Below are 18,053 nucleotides of genomic sequence, written 5' to 3'. Positions count from 1 at the left end.
TGACTAACAGATGGATAATGTAGATTTTTGATTTGTTTGGTCGATTTTCCAAACTATCTTATGTGTGATAATGCGTCCTTCCATATCACTTGGATTGAGTGAATAGGAGGCTGCACGTAGCCTTCTGTTTCAGTAGCATACAGCACTTATTAGAATAGGCAGTAGCGTCCTGATCTACCTGCCATGACTTCTCTGTCTCAAGCTTTTATCTATACAGTGCCCAGTCTTCATACCAACCTTAACCAGACCTGTCATGAAAAAAACGCTATTGGCTTTCTGTCTGCTTTCGCTTCAAGCCGTTGGACTAACCTGGGCACAAACAAATCCGCCGGCGGCGCCCTCGGTCCCGGCTACTGACGAGTATTTTGGTATCAAAGTAACCGACCCCTACCGCAACCTTGAAACCCTAACCGACCCGGCCGTCCAGACTTGGATGAAGGCGCAGGCCGATTACGCTCGTCAGACGCTGAATGCCATTCCGGGGCGTCAGGGGCTTCTAGATAAAATGAAGGAGTTTGATGCGCGCAAAGCCGAGCAGGTACGCGAGTTGAAAATAGCCGATAACGACCGTTACTTCTACCTCAAAATTCGCCCCCAGGATCAGCAGCCCAAGCTGTATTGCCGCGACGGCTACAAAGGGACTGAGGTATTGCTTTTCGACCCGGAAGCGTTTGAGACAGGGAAAGTGTATACCGTCAACAGCTTTTCGCCCTCCTACGATGGCTCTAAAGTAGCTTTTGAAATTAGCGAAAAGGGCGCTGAAGTAGGCACCTTGCGCATTATGGACGTGAGCGGGAAAAAGCTCTACCCTGAAAAGCTGGAGAATACTTGGGGAGTGGGCGAGTGGCTACAAGACGGCAACAGCTTTACCTACGTGCCTCTGAATGGGCGCGATGTGAACGATCCGACGGCTCGCCTCAACACGCAGTCGTTGCTGCACCAAGTAGGTACGCCACCCAGCCAGGACCGGCCGGTGTTTTCGGCCAAACTCTACCCGACTTTAGGCATCAGGCCCTCCGATTATCCCTACGCTTATTACGACCGCGACACCAAGCTCTTGTATGGTCTTATCAGCTCCGTAGATCGGTATCAGCATATATATTACGCTCCGGTAGCAGAGCTTGCTCGGCCCAAAATTGCTTGGAAGCCACTTTTTAAGCCTGGGCAGGAGGTTACTAATTTCGCGACCGACGCGAAGTATGTGTACTTCATAACCTCCAAAAATGCCCCCGCCAGAAAATCATGCGCATGCCGGTGGCCAAGCCCGACGTAGCTACCGCCGAATTGCTGGTGCCGGAAAGCCCTAACGAGGCCATTGATATGGAGCAGCTCAAAGTCACGAAAGATGGACTGTATTTCGTGCGCACCAAGAATGGGGTAGAAGCCTCGCTTTACTTCGTGGCCAAAGGGGGCAAAAACGTGGAGCGTATTCCGCTGCCCCAAGCCGCCGGAACCATTACGCTACAAACCAAGAATGCCGACTCACCCGACCTGTGGATACTGCCCGTAGGCTGGACCACCGACCGTACTCGCTACCGCTACACCGCCGCCACCAAGAAGTTTACACTCGAGCCCATTTCCTCCGAAGCGCAGTACCCGGAGTTTGCAGATTTGGTCGTGGAGGAACTCATGGTGCCTTCGCACGATGGGGTGCAGGTGCCCTTATCGTTGGTGTACAAAAAAGGTACTCCACGCAACGGTTCTGCACCCATATTGATGGTGGGCTACGGTGCCTATTCCATTTCCGCAAACCCTTTCTTTTACCCACCTTACCTGCTTTGGACCCAACAGGGGGGCGTATTTGCGGTGCCCCACGTGCGCGGGGGAGGCGAGATGGGCGAAGCCTGGCACAAAGCCGGACAGAAAGCCACGAAGCCCAACACTTGGAAAGACCTTATTGCCTGCGCCGAGTACCTCGTTAAAAACAAGTACACCGCTCCCGGCCGCATCGCCATCAACGGTGGCAGCGCCGGCGGTATCCTCATTGGCCGGGCCATGACGGAGCGCCCCGATCTGTTTGCCGTCGCGATGCCGGAGGTGGGCTGCCTGAACGCCATCCGGATGGAGAATTCGCCTAATGGCCCCGTAAACGCTCCCGAATTTGGCACCGTAGCCAAGGAGGATGAGTGCAAGGCCCTGCTGGAGATGGATGCTTATCTGCACCTAAAGGAGGGAACTAAGTACCCCGCCACGCTCATTACGGCCGGCTTCAACGATCCGCGCGTTATTGCCTGGCAGCCGGCCAAGTTTGCCGCTCGTTTGCAAGCCAGCAACGCCTCCAACAAGCCCATCCTGTTTTTCACCGACTACGACGCCGGTCACGGCATCGGCGACTCCAAGCAGAAGCAGTTCGAAACCATGGCCGACTTGTTGGCCTTCGGACTCTGGCAAACCGGAGTGCCGGCCTTCCAACCCAAAACCTCTGCTATGAAGTAAAGAGCTAGCGGCGCGTAGGAGACGATTATTGGGCTTTATACTGGGGCTGGGGGGCAATTTGTGGGAACAAAAAAGCCCCCCAGCAACGTTTTCTCCGTGATGTGCGTACATTCGCACCCCGCTCTTCGGCGCGGGCATCGTTCTTTCTAATTTGGGGCTGACTGGAATTGACAGCTTGTGCAGGTCGCGAGTAAGCGTGTCAGGAGTTGAATGGATCTCCTGTTAAAAAGTCATTCGAACAGTAAATGGCGAGTATAGCTACGCCATGGCTGCTTAGTCTAGGTACTAAGTAATGCCATCGTTCCGCATCCGTCTTCCTTTTCACGGGTGAGCACGGGACGTCGTAAGTAAAGGGATAGTTTGGGCAGAGGTGTGATGCTCAGGCGAAAACAACTGCATCTAAGGGAGATCTAAAGGCCTGATGTGCGCCCGGATTTCCCCGACAATTCAAGCATAGATACACACGTAGAAAGCTCGTCGGTTTCCTTGTCTGGACCAGGGTTCGAATCCCTGCAGCTCCACGTTATTTAAAAAAAGCCCCCGGTTTCGGGGGCTTTTTTTGTTACTTCACAATTTGTTTGTGAATTCTTAATGAAAAAGACTTCGCACCCTCGGTTGAAACTTTTTTTCTAACCAGTAGGCGGCTAAGATCACTGCTGGAATAGCAATTGCAAAACGCACCCAATAAGTTAGCGCTGTACCTGAGAAAGTCTCTACTCTGTGGAAAATAAACAGAATAGGTATATGTATAATATACATTCCATACGAAATGCTACCTAACTTAATTAAAGGATTCATTAGTCTTTGAGATAATTGTTCGAGCGCATCAGATTTGACGAGCATTGCTGCGATACCCATCAGATAAAAGAACGTGGCCAAGATATAAGAAGCCAAATCCAGTTCTTTAAAACGTAGAGCCAAGTAGCCGAACGTTAAGGCGGGTAACCCGAACAAGCATATTAATATAATACGACGATAGGGGAAGCTCTTGTCAGCAAATAGTAATATATAAGCGGCTGCGTACGGCAAAAACGCCATGTCATTAAATCTGATTTGCGTTTCGTAAGGCTTACCAGGCTTAAAAAATAACGTTTCGCCCGTTAGTAATCTCGTTACCTTGAGAGTAACTGTTTCGAGTATATTAAACTGATACATACTGAGTAGCACCAGTAACATACCGATAAGAACTTGGTAAGAGGTTTGAAAATCCGGAAGATGCTTTGCAGAGTGGGCCAATCCTAAGCCGACCAACCAAAAGGCGAATCCAAACGCATAAGAGCTCAGTAATGGAGCATCAGGTGCTGCGTACATATTTGCTACGCCAATGCACATACAGATAATAGCTGCTGGAAAAGGAGGAACTCTAAAAAAGGAGATAGGTATAAATAGAAGATAGTAAAGGACCTCATAGTGCAACGACCACGATGGGCCATTCTCAATTACTAGCGGCGTAAGTAAAACCTGAGTAAGTGTAAAATTTCCAAGCAATGTTTTTATTGGGTAAGGCTGCGCTATTAGCACCGCCACCACCATGCTTACAAAATAGATAGGATAGATGCGTAAGAAGCGTTTCTTAAGATATGTTCTAATAGTTGCTTTACTCGCCAGACGCTGTTTTGTGGAAAGGCCAATCACATAGCCTGAAAGAACAAAAAATAGAAGTACACTCAGATGTGAAGGCGGTAGAAAAGCTAATACCCCTTTTGGCGAGTAATGCGGATCTAAGAAGTTAAAATTTTCGATCGCATGGCACCATACCACAATGAATGCCGCTACTCCTCGTAGTGCCTCTAGGCTATATCTGATTTTAGTGTCTTCTTTATTAATCAGTTGATCAGGGATGCCTGTATTGGGTAATAGCATAACGAATTTGCCAAGTGAAACACAAAGCTATTCTCTATAAGATGATATACTCTGAAAAAGGTAACATAGGGGGAACACTAAACAGGGTAGAAATAGTACATTCAACATGACCCTGTTTTGAGTGGTATACAAACTAAAAGCAGGTGTTTGTAGGGGTATCATGTGAATAGTACAAGGTGAAATAGTGGATTTAGTAACATGGCATGAGATTGGTAGCTCAACAATAAGCTTTTTAGTCTTAGGTTATGGCAACTGAAAAAGAAATACAAACTGCGCTGAATCTCTTGTTGCGCTACCCTATTTGCTCCTCAAGCCTACGCATTCAAGTACTGCTCTCCAGTAGCCAAGCCACATTAGAGGAGATTACGCCCCAAAGCGAGGGCCCGCGAACTTCAGTGGCACCTCGTACTCTGCTCTTTGTTCGGCGCAAGGCTCATGCCCGGTGGCGCTATATGAGTGAATAGATAATCACACAAACCTTTCCCGAATCGAAAGATTATGGCATGCTGCTAGTTGCAGGTTATGCCCGGTTTGGTTTATATGATGGATGCAAACTGAATACTAAGCTGATGGTAGAGAGCCACTGAAGATATGGACATAATGGCGGGCTTTTTTTAATAGAAACATTCAATAGTATATTGAAATACTTTTAAAAAAGTGTAGTTTAGTACTCTTACTAAAGCTGTAAGAGATTCGAAGGGCCAGCTATTATCCTGTAATGAGCTGTCCACCCGATTGACATATAATTACTTTAAATGGAGGTGCATATTGGGTTGTCAGTTGATCTGGCATTAATACCCATTCAATCAATGAGCTTTTATAAGGCTGGTTGGTAATATGGACTCCATGAGGTGAGAACCTGAGTAAAGCATTTATCTTATTCGAACTATGGCTTCCATCCGGGCTTGGAGCGCGCGAACATGAAACCAGTCAGGACATGACATAAGGTTTTATATAATGCCATTAGTAGTGTTTGGTTTCAGGCAAATACTTTATTTATGGGCAATCAGTACACATTCATTTCGCCTGCTACAAGATTATCCGCAATAGCCCTGTTGGTGGCAATGAGCTGTAGCGGATGCTGGTGGAGCGGCTCGCTGGCAGAGAAAGTAGACGATGCAGATCAGCGGGTAGCGCAAAAAACTGGGCCAGCGAGTAAAGGTGCTTTCGCTGACGCGCCGCGGCCTGTGTTGGAGGAGTTGCCGGGAATCGTGACGACAAGCCGTCATTCACCGCTGCTCGCTCGTACCAAAGGGCGGATCAAGCGAATATTCTTCGTGCCAGGGCAATACGTGCACAAAGGCGAGATTCTGGTGAAGGGCTACGACCACAACTTTGTAGTGGCACCCATGAATGCCTTGGTTGCTGAGCGCCTGATTGATGGCAGTTCCTACCTGTCTCCTAATACCGTGGTAGCTTCGCTGCTGGAACTAGAGCCGTTTCAGATTCAAATAATGCCCCCCAGTCTTTATACCCAGCCTGTTGCGCCGGGTTGGGGGGCAAATATTAGTCGCGCAGACGATAAGACCTTCGCCGCGAGCGGCGTAGTACTAGGCAGTCATATCAGCACCGACGGCTCCCTGTTCGTAGACTTGCGCTTGGACCGCGTGGCCGGCGGCTCGCTACTAGCTGGTACCAAAATAAAGGCGGTACTGGCCCCGCCGCCGCTATAACCGGCTTGGTGGCCGGCTCCGCTACGATACTACTTCATACGTCATCACAGGTTTGGCCTTGTTCTTTAGGGTAAACTCCTGCACGGGCTGACATTGGAACGACTCTTTTACCTGCTGATAAGTAGCCTCGGTAATGAGAATCTGTCCGGGCTGGGCGACCGACTGCAAACGTTGCCCCAGGTTCACGGTATCCCCGATGATGGTATAATCTAGCCGCTTCAGCGAGGCCGACCCGATATTGCCTGACACTACTTCTCCCGTACTGATGCCAATGGCTACATCAGGCCGGTACGTGATGCCATCGGGGAGGGGCTCCGCGTTGGTTTGAAGCAAGGTCCGCACTGATAAGGCCGCATCGATGGCGCGGTCGAGGTGAAAAGTGCCCCGGAAAACAGCCATCACGGCGTCGCCCATAAACTTGTCGATGTAGCCGCCCTGCGCAATAATCTCCTTCACCATCTGATCAAAATACAGATTCAGCAAGCGCACTAAGGCATCGGCCTGTAGCTTCTCGGCCAGTGCGGTAAAGCCGCAGATATCAATAAAAACCACTGTGGCCTCAATGCTTTCACTGGCCATCAGGCGGTTTTCCAAGCCGGGGCGGGCCATAAAATTGATGACCGTTTCGTCCACGTACATCTTCAGGATGTTGTTTTCCTGAATCGCCCGCAGAGTTTCGCGCAGCTGCTGTACTTGTGCAATTGTCTTCTCCAAGGTTACTTCCAGGTCAGCAAAATCGACGGGCTTGCACACGAAGTCGAAGGCGCCGCGGTTCATGGCCGTGCGGATATTCTGCATATCGCCGTAAGCCGAAACCATCACGGTTTTCAGGGTTGGGTTTACCTCGGGTAGCTTGGTCAGCAGCGTCAGCCCATCCATCACGGGCATGTTGATATCAGAGAGAACGATATCGACATCCGGCTGCTCTTTGAGCTTATCCAGCGCCTGCTGTCCATCGTGGGCAAAACGAAACTCATAGGTGCCTTCGCGAATCTTGCGTCGGAACTTCTGCTTGATCAGCAACTCTAAGTCAGCCTCATCATCTACCACCAGTATTTTGGTTTTCATAGCGCGGCTTTCAGATAGTATTCAGGAGAAGTAGTTTTTGCCTTAACGTAGCAAAGTCAAGTGGTTTTGATAAAAAATCATTGGCTCCCAGCTCCATGGCTTTGTTATAGCTCTCGGCATCGGCATAAGCGGTAATCATCATCACCAAGGGAGGCGGAATCGGATGGTCTTTTTTTATCAGGCGAAGCAGTTCCAGGCCACTCATGCCCGGCATATTAATGTCGGACAAAATCAGCACTACTTCCGAATAATGTGGCTCTTGTTCTAAGTACGACAACGCCTCTTCCCCGGAGAAGGCAAAGGAAAACGAAAATACGCCGTCACGGATTTCCCGTCGGAAGCGTTGCTCAAACAGGAGCCGCACATCAGCCTCATCGTCGACAACCAAGATCTTTCTCATATGGAATAACTTAGCGTTTGTGTCTGTACGTGTTCCTGACTGACGGGTAGAGATACTGCAAACTCCGTGTATTCGCCTGGCTTCGTCGTGACTGTGAGGGTGCCGCCGTGGCCTTTGGTGACGATGTCGTAGCTGAGCGAGAGGCCCAGGCCCGTGCCTTCGCCCGGCGGCTTGGTCGTGAAAAAGGGGTGAAAGATTTTTTGCCGAATTACTTCCGGGATGCCCATGCCATTATCCTTCACCCAGATAACCACCTGCTCATTTTTCAGGCGTTTGGTAGCCACACACACTTCGGGCCGGTAGCCGGCCTGGCCTAGCCGTTGCCGTTGCTGGACGGCGTAGAAAGCATTGTTAATCAAATTGAGGAGCACACGTCCTATTTCCTGCGGTACAAGCTCCACAAGGCCCAGATTCTTGTCGAAATCTGTAGTAAGGGTAGCGTTAAAGTCTTTGTGCTTGGCGCGCAGGCCGTGGTAAGCCAGGCGTAAGTACTCGTCGGCCAAGGCATTCAGGTCCGTGAGTTGCCGTTCGCCCCGGCTGGCGCGCGAGTGCTCTAGCATGCCCTTCACAATGCTATCGGCGCGCTTTCCGTGGTAGGTGATCTTCTCCAGGTTTTGCGATAAGTCATCAACCAGCTCCGCGGCTGATTTTCGCTCCTTATCAGGCAAGCTGAGCAAAGGGCCAGCTTTTAGCTCGGCTAATAAATCTACGCCTACCTCCGCGAAGTTATTGACGAAGTTGAGCGGGTTCTGAATCTCGTGGGCAATGCCGGCCGTCAGCTCACCTAAGCTGGCCATTTTCTCGCTTTGAATCAATTGCTGCTGCATAGCTTGCAGGTTGCTCAAAGTTTGCTGCAAAGCGGCCGTTCGCTGCTGCACCTGCTGTTCCAATAGCTCATTCTGCTGCGCCAGCAGTTGCTGCTTCTCCTCCTGTTGGGCCGTAGCCTGGGCCGAAAGCCGACGTACCTGGGCCAGCTTAATCATGAGCAGGCGACTATCGAGGGCGAAGCGGCAGGCCAGAAACAGCGAAATAGCCAGCACGGGACACAGAAAAGCGGAGAACGTAAGCATCGTATGCAGCGGAATTCCCAGTACTTCCTGCCGAAGTATTTCTGGCTGTACTACAGACAGCAAAGCAAATGCTAGCAGCAGCACGAAGGCGATGCCGAAGCCCAGTGCAATGATGCCCGCAGCCCGCTTCGCCTGCCGTAGGGCGCCTACGGTAATGCGCAACTGCTCTGCTGTAACTAGCAGCATAAAGCCGACGGTAGGATACCAATGGAACCCTTGCCCGAACATCAATAGCAACAGGCTGAAAATATTGGCTATCCAGAGGGCGTAATAAATGCGCCCAACTCGCAGATAGAAGAAGCTGTAGAGGGCCCGAACGGCTAACACGCTCCCTATCTGCAGGCTCGCGTAAGACACGATATCCATTCCCAGGCGGAGCCCATGCGCGCCGATATCATCGAGAAAGCCAGTACAGAAAAAGGCGCTGGCTTCGGCCATGGTATACAGCGCGAAATAGAAATTAGCCCGCTGATTGGGGTTATATAAATAGAACGCGACATGCAGCGTGCTAAGCAGGAGCAGAGCCCCAAAAAGGAGCATATCGGCTACCTTGTATTTGGACTCCATCTGAAAATTTTCCTCGATCTGCTGTAGCCCAGCCAAGCGTGCCTGAAAGAAAGTAGGAACGAAAAAATCGTTGAAGACGGAAAAAGCCCCCAGTGCGCAACCCGAATGGCCAATACCTGCTCGCCCTCCTCAGAAAGGGGCAACTCAATAGGCTCCCGATTGGGCCAGTAAGCCCTTACCAGCACAGGTATAGAGCTAACCACTCCGTATTGACGCAGCAGCTGTCCATTCAGGTACACCTCCGAGGCGGCGTATTGGGCAATGCTCAAGATCAGGGCTTTGCGCTGAAGCTCGGGGCTTACCCGGAAGCGTAGCCGAAGCCAGCCAATACCCGCCTGCTGCACCTGCGGCAGCTGCCGGGGTGGAAGGGTTGGGTTGATCGGTTGCCAGCCTTGGTCGTCGATATCCGGCTGCGCCCACTGCTCATCGTCGCCGGGCTGAAACTTCCAGCCTTTGTCGAGCACAATGCCACCGGGGGCATTTTATCGAAGTAAACAGCCGTGTCACTGCCTGATTGTGCCACTCCTGCCCGTATGGCAAAAACCAGTGCCAGCAGCATGAGAACTCTTATGGGCAGATAGCAGTGCATAATAGGCAGTGGCGCTTCTGATGCGGTGGCGAGCAATACCAGCTTTAGCAGCCGGTTATGCTCGTAGGATAGCAAAGTGCTACTACCTGATCAGGCAGGAGCGGGAGGGAATAGAACAGGCATTATAACCGGCCTGCATAAGGCCTTAGGGAAAGGATGATCAGTATTAAATATAGTATGATTATAGGTGGAACAATTATAAATGAATCCATTTCAACTAAATTACTTAATCTTAACCATTCAGCCTATCTGTTTCATTTCCTTAGCCATAAGCAACGATAGCGACGCACCCTTGTCATTTCGCTGACTTTAGCGCTAATCTATCCTTGGTCAGTTAGTTCTGCTATGCTCACACTTCACAAGTCGGCTGCGGATGGTGCTCCGGCTGGGCCTCTGGCCAGGTTGATTTGGCCTTTTCTGGAAATGTGGAAGCGCCTCATCAATATTGGGGTGCACAAGGAGCTTACCGAATGGCAATGGAAGCGGGTGCGGCTGCTGAATGGGATTAGCGCCATCACAATTGCCATCTATACCGGCTACGTCATTGTGTTCTTTAACTCCCCGGACTGGCTGACGTTTCGGATTTGCCTGGCGGGCGTATTCCTGAATTTACCCCCTTTTATACTCAATCATTACCGACGCTACAATGCTTCGGCCTACTACTGCATCCTGAGCGTTACGGTGTTATGCTCCTTTATTGCCATTGCCCGCAAGTACGACGGCGTCGAGTATTACCTGATTTCGAACAGCATTGTCGCCATGCTGTTCTTTCGCAAATTCTGGAAAATACTCATGTTGTTTTCGCTCAACGTGGCCGCCTATTTTGCGGTGCGCTACGCGATGCAGCATGTACAACCTTTTCTTTATGTGAAGGATAGCACCTATTTCTATAACGCCAATGTGCTGCTGTTTTTCATGACGCTGTTTTTTGTGGTGTACTACTTCCGCGCCGAAAACTTTCGGCAGGAGAAGATGCTGAGCCAGAAAAACGAGACGCTAGGTCAGTCGCTGGAGCATTTGCAGAACACGCAGGACCAACTGGTGCAACAGGAAAAGCTGGCCTCGCTGGGCGCCCTCACGGCCGGTATTGCCCACGAGATTCAGAACCCGCTCAACTTCGTTGATAACTTCTCGGAGGTAGGAATAGAGTTGGTGGAGGAACTGCGCCAGGAACTCGACCATGAGGCAATATCGGAGAAGCGCAGGGTGATGATAACGTCATTGCTGGATGATCTGGCCCAAAGTCAGAAGAAGGTAAATGAGCACGCCGACCGCGCTGGCAATATTGTGCGGGGAATGCTCCTGCACTCGCGCGCCAGCCGGGGCGAACGGCAGCCCACGGACCTGAACGCGCTGGCCGACGAGTATTTACGGTTGGCTTATCACGGCCTGCGCGCCAAGCACAAAGACTTCAACGCCACTCTCTCTACCGACTTCAACCTACAATTGGGGCCGATAACCGTGGTGGTCGAGGATATCAGCCGGGTGCTGCTGAATTTGTTTACCAATGCTTTTTACGCGGTGCACAAAAAGGCCACGCAGCTGCCGCCCGGGAGTAATTATAAGCCAACCGTGTCGGTGAGTACGCAGCGGGCGGTAAATGGCGTGCTGTTGCGGGTGCGCGACAATGGCACGGGCATTCCGCTGGATGTGATTGACAAGATTTTCCATCCGTTTTTCACGACCAAGCCGCCGGGCGAAGGCACGGGCCTAGGCCTCTCGCTCAGCTACGACATCGTCACCAAAGGCCACGGCGGCACGCTCACGGTGAACTCCGAGTATGGAGAATACAGCGAGTTTACGGTGTGGTTGCCGGAGGTGCGCGCCTGAGCTAGTAGGCTGCTGTAGAGACGCGTATTGACGTCTTAATAGTTGAATGCAACTGCGCCGCTTGGGCATCGCGATTTCATGTTTCCCTCAGAAAAGCCCCCCAAGCCACTTTATCTACGCTTTACAGTCAGATAAAGCGGCTTGGGGGGCTTTTTTCAAAAAAAGTTGACGACTTCCTGTAACCTTCGGGAGTTGGCGCGGTGTCCACATCAAAATAAGCTCAAAAACTACCTTTCAACCGGTTGAACTCGCTCACAGACAATGCGCTCATGCTTCGGGTGAAGGCCGGAGACGTGGACCGGATGGGGTTGCTCTTTGAGCGCTACCACCGCAAGCTGTTCGGCTTTCTCTATCACATGTTGGGCCAGGCCGAAGCCAGCGAAGACCTGGTGCAAACGGTGTTCTACCGGATGCTGAAATACCGTCACACCTTCACTGGCGACGGGGAATTCAGGACCTGGATGTACCACCTGGCCCGCAACGTGCTGGCCGACCATGTGAAGAAGAATCGGCACTCGGTTCGGCATTCCGATGTAGCCGATTATGCCGAAAAAATTGGGGGTGGAGTAGGGGCTGACGAGCAACTACAGCGCGAGCAGGAAGTAGCTACCCTGCACAGTGCCCTGGCTAAGCTAAGTGCCGAAAACCGCGAGGTATTGGTGCTGAGCCGCTTCCAGGAATTGAAGTACGAGGAAATAGCCCGCGTGATGAACACGACCGAAGGGGCCGTGAAGGTGCGCGTGCACCGGGCCATGAATGAGTTAAAGACAATCTACTTGCGAATTGAAAACTGACGGGAAGGCAATGAATTGCGACCACATAAAAGAACAATTAGCTGACTACCTAAACCACCAGCTGCCGGATGCCGAACGGTTTGCACTGGAGGCTCACGTAGCCAAGTGCCCCGAATGTCAGGAAGAGCTGCAAAGCATGGAGCAGATGTGGCAAATGCTGGGCAGCGTGCCCGTGCCGGAGCCAAGCGAAAACCTGCGCCCCGAGTTCTACGCCATGCTTGCTTCCTATAAGGAAACCATGCCCACGGCGTCGACTAATCCACTGGGGGGCTTTTTTGGATGGCTACAAAGCTTAATGCTGCCCCAGGCCGCGGTGCGGTTGGCGTACGGCCTTAGCTTATTGGCCATTGGATTGGTAGGCGGCTATTGGCTGAACAACAAGAAAACAGCCGCCACGCCGGAGCAGCAGCAACTTGCCACGCTGACCACGCAGGTAGAACAAATGCGCCAGGTAATGCTGCTCTCGCTCATCAAAAATCCTTCGGCTAGTGAGCGGCTGCGGGCCGTGAGCTACACGAAGGAAATAAGCGGCCCCAATGACCGTGTGATCGACGCCCTGCTCAGCACTCTGAATCATGACGACAACGTGAACGTGCGCCTCGCCACGCTGGAAGCCTTGGCCGAACTGGCCGATGAGCCGAAAGTAAGAATGGGCCTTGTGCAGTCGCTACCACAGCAGGAATCGCCGCTGGTGCAGTCGGCCCTGGCCGATGTGATGGTGCAGCTCCAGGAAAAGCGGTCGGTTCAGCCCTTACGCCGCCTGCTCAAGCAGCCTGATCTGGATCAGACTGTGAAAGATAAGATCAAAGAAAGCATCAAAAACTTGTCAAACGGCCAGCCTGCTGCGCCCTCCACTTCAAACGACTACGATGAAACGTTCCTTTCTCCCCAGCCTGATCGGTCTGCTGGTGCTATTGTCTAGCTGCCAACTCTGGGCTCAAGACCGCGAAAACACTGAAAAAATCAATAAAGAGTTTACGCTCACCGGCGACGCCGCGCGCAGTACACTGGCCGTCTACAACATCTTCGGCTCCGTGCGTGTGCAAGGCTACAGTGGCAATAAAGTGGTTGTCGAAGCCACCAAAACCATCACCGGCCCCGATGCGAAAACCATAGAGCAAGGCGTAAAGGAGGTGAAGCTAGGCTTTGAGCAGCGCGGCGACAGCGTTATCGCCTACATCTCTGAGCCGTACGACTCCCGCCCCCGGCGCAATAACAACCGCAACAATGACCGCGACATAGAATACAAAGCCACCATCGACTACGTGGTGAAAGTGCCGTCGCAAATGCACGTGCACGTCTCGACGGTAAATGATGGCGAGGTGATGGTGCAGGATGTCAGCGGTTCGTTGCGGGCTTACAACGTGAACGGGGCAGTCACGCTCAAGAATGTGAAGGGCACCACGAAAGCGCGCACCGTGAACGGCAATGTGGAAGCTACCTACCTGGCCAGCCCCCCCGAAGCTTCCTCCTACAACACCATCAATGGGGATATCAAAGTGACGTATCCCGCCAACTTCTCAGCGGATGTGCATTTCAAAAGCATGCACGGTGAGCTGTTCACGGACTTCCCCCAAGTGGAAACGCTACCGGTACAAGTCACTCAAAACAAGCAAAGTACTGGCAGCGGTACCAAATACAAATTAACCAAGGACACAGCAGTACGGCTGGGTAAGGGCGGAAAAGATTTCCGCTTCGAGACCCTCAACGGCGACGTGACCATCAAACAGCAAACCAAATGAAATCCCCTTTGCATAGTCAATTCCGCATTCGCCAACTACTCCAAGCCAGTCTGCTCGCACTGTTACTGACTCCTTCGCTGCCGCTTCTGGCCCAAACCCGGGAGAGGACGAGGGAACAAACAAAGACGAGGGAGCAAACAAGTGAGCAGGTAAAAGAGCAGGTAGTCGTAGCGCTGACCTCGCCCGGTAAGCCCGGCTCCTTGAACGTGAAACTAGTAGGTGGTTCCATCAATGTGGTAGGCTACAACGGCAAAGACGTTGTGATTGAAGCCTCAGCCCGCGGCGAACGACGCGGCCGAAGTGCTCCAGCCGGCGACGCTTCCGGTATGCGCCGCATTGACCGGAACCCTAGCTTCGACTTGACAGCTGAGGAAAGAGACAACAAAGTCTATATCAAGACAAACTCCTGGCAGCAGCCTATCGACCTGGTAATCAAAGTGCCGCAGCAGTTTTCGCTGAAAATCGGCACGGTGCAAGACGGCGATATTGTGGTGGAAAACGTGAGCGGGGAGTTGGAAGTTAGCAACGTGAACGGCAGCGTGCAGCTCAAGCAGGTGTCGGGTTCGGCGGTAGCCAACACGGTAAACGGATCTGTGGTTGCTACTTTCAAAAACGTCACTAACGGCGCTCCTATGGCTTTCTCTACCGTAAATGGCAAAGTCGATGTGACCTTTCCCGCTAATGCTAAAGCCGCCTTCAAGATGAAATCCGACATGGGCGAGATTTACAGTGACTTCGATCTGGCCACTGAAAAAAGCGCCCCCAAGGTCAACAAGACAGCTCAGGGCGGCACCTATCGGGTCAGCACCGATGATTGGAGCTACGGCAAGATTAATGGTGGCGGCGCCGAGGTGATGATGAAGTCGCTAAATGGCAATCTGTACATCCGAAAGGCCAAGTAGGAAAGGTTGGTCGTTAAATAATAATCGTCTGGTATCCTTTCTGGTGAGGTGCCAGAAAGGATACCAGACGATTATAGAAACGTCACCTATAACAAAATTAAAAAAGCCCCTAGAGCGCATCCTTGATCACAGCCACAGCTTCACGCAAAGCCAGATCCTTCCGCAGTGGCTTCACAAAGCGAGAAGCGCGATTAGTCAGCGTGGTGTCAGCAGTGGTAGCCGTAGAGGCCGTGACGTTGAGTGGGGTAATTTCCAGAGCCGGCAGCAGCTTTTGCGACTCCGTATACTTGTTGGAAGCGGCCCGCGTCAGTTCCTGTTCGGCCCGGTAGCCGGCCAGATTTAGGGAAACCTTGGTGTCGTTCTTACGCTTCTGCATCCGCAGCACCGATTCGGTGATAAGTTTCAGACCGGCACTTGTAGCCACGCGGTTGTTACTAGCGGCCACTAGCTGCGGCAGGGAAGCCGCCCCAGACCATGTTTTATAATTGGCGGGCGCAATTTCGTCCCACGGCAACGCATAGTCGGTGTCTTGTTCGCCCTCGCCAAGCGTGCTGTAAGCATCCGGCACCACTACATCCGGCGTAACGCCCTTAAACTGCGTGGAGCCACCATTGATGCGGTAATACTTCTGCACCGTCAGCTTGAGCGACCCGAAAGGCTTCAGGTTGTCAAAGGTGGCGGGCAGCACCTGATCCAAGTCGAACATCTGCTGTACAGTGCCTTTGCCGTAAGTCGTGTTGCCCAGAATTAGCCCCCGCTTATAATCTTGGATAGCAGCGGCCAGAATCTCGGAAGCCGAGGCGCTGTATTTGTTCACCAACACTACCAACGGGCCTTCGTACTGCACGTCATTGTCGGGGTCGCCGATAATCTGGGCGGCCCGCTGTCGGCTTTTTATCTGCACCATAGGGCCATTTTTTACAAACAAGCCCGCCATTTCTACCGCATCCTGCAACGAGCCGCCACCATTAAAGCGCAAATCGAGGACGACGCCCTGCACACCGGCTTTCTTCAGCTTTTCTAATTCGTTTTTTACATCGGTGGCCGAGCTGCGGCTGCCATTGTGGTTGAAGTCGGCGTAGAAGCTGGGCAGCAGAATGTAGCCGATTTTGCGTCCGCCTTCATTCACCACCGCCGACTGAGCATAGGTGTCTTCGATAATAACCACGTCGCGGATAATGCTGATAACGTGGGTGCTGGCGTCGGGCTTACGCACCGTCAGGCGTACTTCGGTGCCTTTCTTACCCCGAATCAGCTTCACCACTTTGTCCCGGCGCATGCCGGTTATATCTACGGGCTCTGCATCGCCTTGTGCTACCCGCAGAATGATGTCGCCGGTTTTGAGCTCGCCCTGCCGGTAAGCGGCGCTGCCGGGCACAATGTCTGCTACCGAAATCTGACCGTCTTTTTCATCGAGCAACGCGCCCGTGCCCTCAAGGCGCCCAGTTAGGGCAATATCGAAGTTGTCTTTGTCCTGGGGGGCAAAATACTCGGTGTGCGGGTCGTAGGCATTCGTAACAGCGGAAGCGTAGAGCGCCAGTCGGTCGGCGGCATCAGTTTGCTTTATATCATTGAACAACTCATCATAATACTTCAAGACACGCTTTCGGGCTTCGGCTTCCAGCTCCGCCGCCGTGCGCTTGGTTACAGGACCAGCTTGCTTCGAGGCCAACGGCTTTTCGGCTTTTTTAGCTTGCTCGTCCATCATATCGGATACCTGAACCAGCGTTTGATACTTGAGCAGTCGGTGCCAGTAGTCACGGCGCGCGGCGGCATCGGCGGGGTAATCCAGCTTGTCAGGGTCGGTCTCAAACGACTCGGCCACGGTCAGATCGAAAGGGTTGGCCAGCAACTCCCGATATAAAGTTTGAGTTTCGCCGATACGCTGTTCAATCAGTTTGGTGCTCAGATCCAGAAACGGATGGTCACCTTTCTTCAACTCGTCGTCCAGTTCATTCTGATACTTTCGAAGCTGTTCCACATCAGATTTCAGCAGGAATCGGTGGCCGGAATCCAGGCGCTTCAAATACAGCTTGAATACCCGCTGTGAAAACTTGTCGTCGACGGGCAGCGGCTGAAAATGTGCTTCGCTTAAGCCTTGTACTAAGGTTTTTAAGAGCACTTCATCCTTCGGGTTATTGGCCAAGACCTTGTCTTTGTTAAGCCAAGAAGGAGGGGAGTTGAAGGCCGTTAAACCAGAAATACCGAGCAGTAGAACGGTGCCGTAGGTGGCAATAGCGCGAGTAGAAAGCATGGCAGAGCGAGTCAAAACAGAAGAAAACAAGGTGAAAACACCCGACAAAGAGATAATACGGATTCTACTACAACATATATGAAGCCGGAATAAGAGAAAGATGAAAGTCGGGCAAGCAGGTTGTTCCTAAAGCTGAAATTATTTCAGGAAGTCTGACGCATGCCCCAATCATTATGATATATCATTAAAAAATATTTCGTTTGCATGCAACTTCAATGATATGTCATAGTCTGTAATACGAAATCTTTCGTGATGCTAAACGAAATTCTCTTTTACTCCCTCGACCGGGCCATCCGGCAATACCGCAAGTTCGCGCAAGCCAACATTGATCGAGCTGGTATTGACATCACGGTAGACCAATGGCTGGTGCTGCGCGTGATCGACGAGCACGACGATTTAACCCAGGCCGACATCGCCGACCGGGTTTTCAAAGATCAAGCATCGGTTGCCCGCATTATCGCGCTGCTGCTGAAGCGCGGCCTGATAGGAGCCGAACCATTGCCCAACGATGGTCGGCGCACCCAACTGCGGGTAACGGCGGCCGGCCACGACACGCTGGTGGCGGTGCAGCCGGTGGTACTCAGCAACCGCGCCACCGCCCTGGATGGCCTGAACGAGGCCACGCTAGATCAGGTGCGCCGCAGCTTGGAGCGCATTTATACGAATTGCCTTCCCTCACCGGTGACGCCTACAGAAACACCAATTACAGACGCTGCTACCCAGAATCCTGTGCCAGTTGCCAAAGGTTCTTAAGCGCTATAAAGTCGTTGCTATGCACACAAGTTATCGTCCGCCGCCCGCCTAAGTAGGCAAATTTGCCCCCCAGCTTCGCTGTAAGCTGCCCCTGATTTCTTGCTAGTCAGTA

Annotated in this window: 15 protein-coding genes and 1 other RNA gene; 10 read left to right on the top strand and 6 right to left on the bottom strand. The window is 52.1% G+C overall.

Annotated elements, in window-relative coordinates; translation table 11 throughout:
- Positions 1 to 253 precede the first annotated feature (253 nt).
- The 3 genes from EPD59_RS21990 (at position 254) to ssrA (ending at position 2,960) form a co-directional block, all read left to right on the top strand.
- A complete protein-coding gene (locus EPD59_RS21990; protein WP_205703440.1) occupies positions 254 to 1,273 on the top strand; it encodes a prolyl oligopeptidase family protein in 1,020 nt (339 codons plus the stop codon).
- Complete coding sequence (locus EPD59_RS21985) at positions 1,243 to 2,436, top strand: prolyl oligopeptidase family serine peptidase (RefSeq protein WP_205703439.1); 1,194 nt, start codon at positions 1,243 to 1,245, stop codon at positions 2,434 to 2,436. The genes EPD59_RS21990 and EPD59_RS21985 overlap by 31 nt, the downstream gene beginning before the upstream one ends.
- 153 nt (positions 2,437 to 2,589) lie before the next feature.
- Positions 2,590 to 2,960, top strand: a transfer-messenger RNA (tmRNA) gene (gene ssrA / locus EPD59_RS17930).
- Between the two features lie 64 nt (positions 2,961 to 3,024).
- Here ssrA and EPD59_RS17925 read toward each other — a convergent pair.
- Positions 3,025 to 4,299, bottom strand: coding sequence for an acyltransferase family protein (locus tag EPD59_RS17925; protein WP_133273989.1), 1,275 nt, complete (start codon positions 4,297 to 4,299; stop codon positions 3,025 to 3,027).
- A gap of 998 nt (positions 4,300 to 5,297) precedes the next feature.
- On the opposite strand from EPD59_RS17925, the gene EPD59_RS17920 reads away from it, so the two are divergent.
- Positions 5,298 to 5,972 (top strand): hypothetical protein, encoded by a 675-nt coding sequence (locus EPD59_RS17920; protein ID WP_133273988.1) that lies wholly within the window; start codon positions 5,298 to 5,300, stop codon positions 5,970 to 5,972.
- A 21-nt stretch (positions 5,973 to 5,993) separates the two neighbouring features.
- Here the strand turns inward: EPD59_RS17920 and EPD59_RS17915 are convergent, their stop codons facing one another.
- The 4 genes from EPD59_RS17915 to EPD59_RS17900 are packed head-to-tail and all read right to left on the bottom strand — an operon-like array spanning position 5,994 to position 9,541.
- Entirely contained in the window at positions 5,994 to 7,040 is a 1,047-nt protein-coding gene (locus EPD59_RS17915) for an adenylate/guanylate cyclase domain-containing protein (protein WP_133273987.1), read from the bottom strand.
- Between the two features lie 10 nt (positions 7,041 to 7,050).
- Positions 7,051 to 7,440 (bottom strand): response regulator, encoded by a 390-nt coding sequence (locus tag EPD59_RS17910; RefSeq protein WP_133273986.1) that lies wholly within the window; start codon positions 7,438 to 7,440, stop codon positions 7,051 to 7,053.
- Positions 7,437 to 9,077: a sensor histidine kinase gene (locus tag EPD59_RS17905; RefSeq protein ID WP_133273985.1), complete on the bottom strand. Its 1,641-nt coding sequence runs from the start codon at positions 9,075 to 9,077 to the stop codon at positions 7,437 to 7,439. The genes EPD59_RS17910 and EPD59_RS17905 overlap by 4 nt, the downstream gene beginning before the upstream one ends.
- The gene (locus EPD59_RS17900) at positions 9,056 to 9,541 is read right to left on the bottom strand and encodes a hypothetical protein (RefSeq protein WP_133273984.1); all 486 of its coding nucleotides are present in this window, start codon (positions 9,539 to 9,541) and stop codon (positions 9,056 to 9,058) included. Before EPD59_RS17900 ends, EPD59_RS17905 begins: the two co-directional genes overlap by 22 nt.
- Positions 9,542 to 10,011: 470 nt before the next feature.
- On the opposite strand from EPD59_RS17900, the gene EPD59_RS17895 reads away from it, so the two are divergent.
- The 5 genes from EPD59_RS17895 to EPD59_RS17875 all read left to right on the top strand — a co-directional run bounded on the left by EPD59_RS17895 (position 10,012) and on the right by EPD59_RS17875 (position 14,934).
- Complete coding sequence (locus EPD59_RS17895; protein WP_240731480.1) at positions 10,012 to 11,496, top strand: sensor histidine kinase; 1,485 nt, start codon at positions 10,012 to 10,014, stop codon at positions 11,494 to 11,496.
- Between the two features lie 269 nt (positions 11,497 to 11,765).
- Positions 11,766 to 12,290 (top strand): RNA polymerase sigma factor, encoded by a 525-nt coding sequence (locus tag EPD59_RS17890; protein WP_133274743.1) that lies wholly within the window; start codon positions 11,766 to 11,768, stop codon positions 12,288 to 12,290.
- A 10-nt stretch (positions 12,291 to 12,300) separates the two neighbouring features.
- The gene (locus EPD59_RS17885; RefSeq protein ID WP_133273983.1) at positions 12,301 to 13,212 is read left to right on the top strand and encodes a HEAT repeat domain-containing protein; all 912 of its coding nucleotides are present in this window, start codon (positions 12,301 to 12,303) and stop codon (positions 13,210 to 13,212) included.
- Positions 13,160 to 14,032: a DUF4097 family beta strand repeat-containing protein gene (locus EPD59_RS17880; protein WP_133273982.1), complete on the top strand. Its 873-nt coding sequence runs from the start codon at positions 13,160 to 13,162 to the stop codon at positions 14,030 to 14,032. Before EPD59_RS17885 ends, EPD59_RS17880 begins: the two co-directional genes overlap by 53 nt.
- Entirely contained in the window at positions 14,029 to 14,934 is a 906-nt protein-coding gene (locus EPD59_RS17875; RefSeq protein WP_133273981.1) for a DUF4097 family beta strand repeat-containing protein, read from the top strand. The genes EPD59_RS17880 and EPD59_RS17875 overlap by 4 nt, the downstream gene beginning before the upstream one ends.
- Positions 14,935 to 15,043: 109 nt before the next feature.
- Here the strand turns inward: EPD59_RS17875 and EPD59_RS17870 are convergent, their stop codons facing one another.
- Positions 15,044 to 17,188, bottom strand: a complete 2,145-nt coding sequence (locus EPD59_RS17870; RefSeq protein ID WP_133273980.1) for a carboxy terminal-processing peptidase — start codon at positions 17,186 to 17,188, stop codon at positions 15,044 to 15,046.
- 252 nt (positions 17,189 to 17,440) lie between these two features.
- On the opposite strand from EPD59_RS17870, the gene EPD59_RS17865 reads away from it, so the two are divergent.
- A complete protein-coding gene (locus tag EPD59_RS17865) occupies positions 17,441 to 17,941 on the top strand; it encodes a MarR family winged helix-turn-helix transcriptional regulator (RefSeq protein ID WP_133273979.1) in 501 nt (166 codons plus the stop codon).
- Positions 17,942 to 18,053: the final 112 nt, after the last annotated feature.

Origin of the sequence: Hymenobacter radiodurans, assembly GCF_004355185.1 — a bacterium.
In the GTDB taxonomy this organism is placed as follows: Bacteria; Bacteroidota; Bacteroidia; order Cytophagales; family Hymenobacteraceae; genus Hymenobacter; species Hymenobacter radiodurans.
This window is presented reverse-complemented; position numbering and strand designations above follow the sequence as displayed.

What these genes read in the sequence shown, in the direction of transcription:
- EPD59_RS17865 (WP_133273979.1), top strand. Translation starts at nt 17,441, where the DNA reads ATGCTAAACGAAATTCTCTTTTACTCCCTCGACCGGGCCATCCGGCAA.
- EPD59_RS17920 (WP_133273988.1), top strand. Translation starts at nt 5,298, where the DNA reads ATGGGCAATCAGTACACATTCATTTCGCCTGCTACAAGATTATCCGCA.
- EPD59_RS17905 (WP_133273985.1), bottom strand. Translation starts at nt 9,077, where the DNA reads ATGGAGTCCAAATACAAGGTAGCCGATATGCTCCTTTTTGGGGCTCTG.
- EPD59_RS17875 (WP_133273981.1), top strand. Translation starts at nt 14,029, where the DNA reads ATGAAATCCCCTTTGCATAGTCAATTCCGCATTCGCCAACTACTCCAA.
- EPD59_RS17885 (WP_133273983.1), top strand. Translation starts at nt 12,301, where the DNA reads ATGAATTGCGACCACATAAAAGAACAATTAGCTGACTACCTAAACCAC.
- EPD59_RS17880 (WP_133273982.1), top strand. Translation starts at nt 13,160, where the DNA reads ATGAAACGTTCCTTTCTCCCCAGCCTGATCGGTCTGCTGGTGCTATTG.
- EPD59_RS17925 (WP_133273989.1), bottom strand. Translation starts at nt 4,299, where the DNA reads ATGCTATTACCCAATACAGGCATCCCTGATCAACTGATTAATAAAGAA.
- EPD59_RS21990 (WP_205703440.1), top strand. Translation starts at nt 254, where the DNA reads ATGAAAAAAACGCTATTGGCTTTCTGTCTGCTTTCGCTTCAAGCCGTT.
- EPD59_RS17890 (WP_133274743.1), top strand. Translation starts at nt 11,766, where the DNA reads ATGCTTCGGGTGAAGGCCGGAGACGTGGACCGGATGGGGTTGCTCTTT.
- EPD59_RS17870 (WP_133273980.1), bottom strand. Translation starts at nt 17,188, where the DNA reads ATGCTTTCTACTCGCGCTATTGCCACCTACGGCACCGTTCTACTGCTC.
- EPD59_RS17915 (WP_133273987.1), bottom strand. Translation starts at nt 7,040, where the DNA reads ATGAAAACCAAAATACTGGTGGTAGATGATGAGGCTGACTTAGAGTTG.
- EPD59_RS17910 (WP_133273986.1), bottom strand. Translation starts at nt 7,440, where the DNA reads ATGAGAAAGATCTTGGTTGTCGACGATGAGGCTGATGTGCGGCTCCTG.
- EPD59_RS21985 (WP_205703439.1), top strand. Translation starts at nt 1,243, where the DNA reads ATGCGCATGCCGGTGGCCAAGCCCGACGTAGCTACCGCCGAATTGCTG.
- EPD59_RS17895 (WP_240731480.1), top strand. Translation starts at nt 10,012, where the DNA reads ATGCTCACACTTCACAAGTCGGCTGCGGATGGTGCTCCGGCTGGGCCT.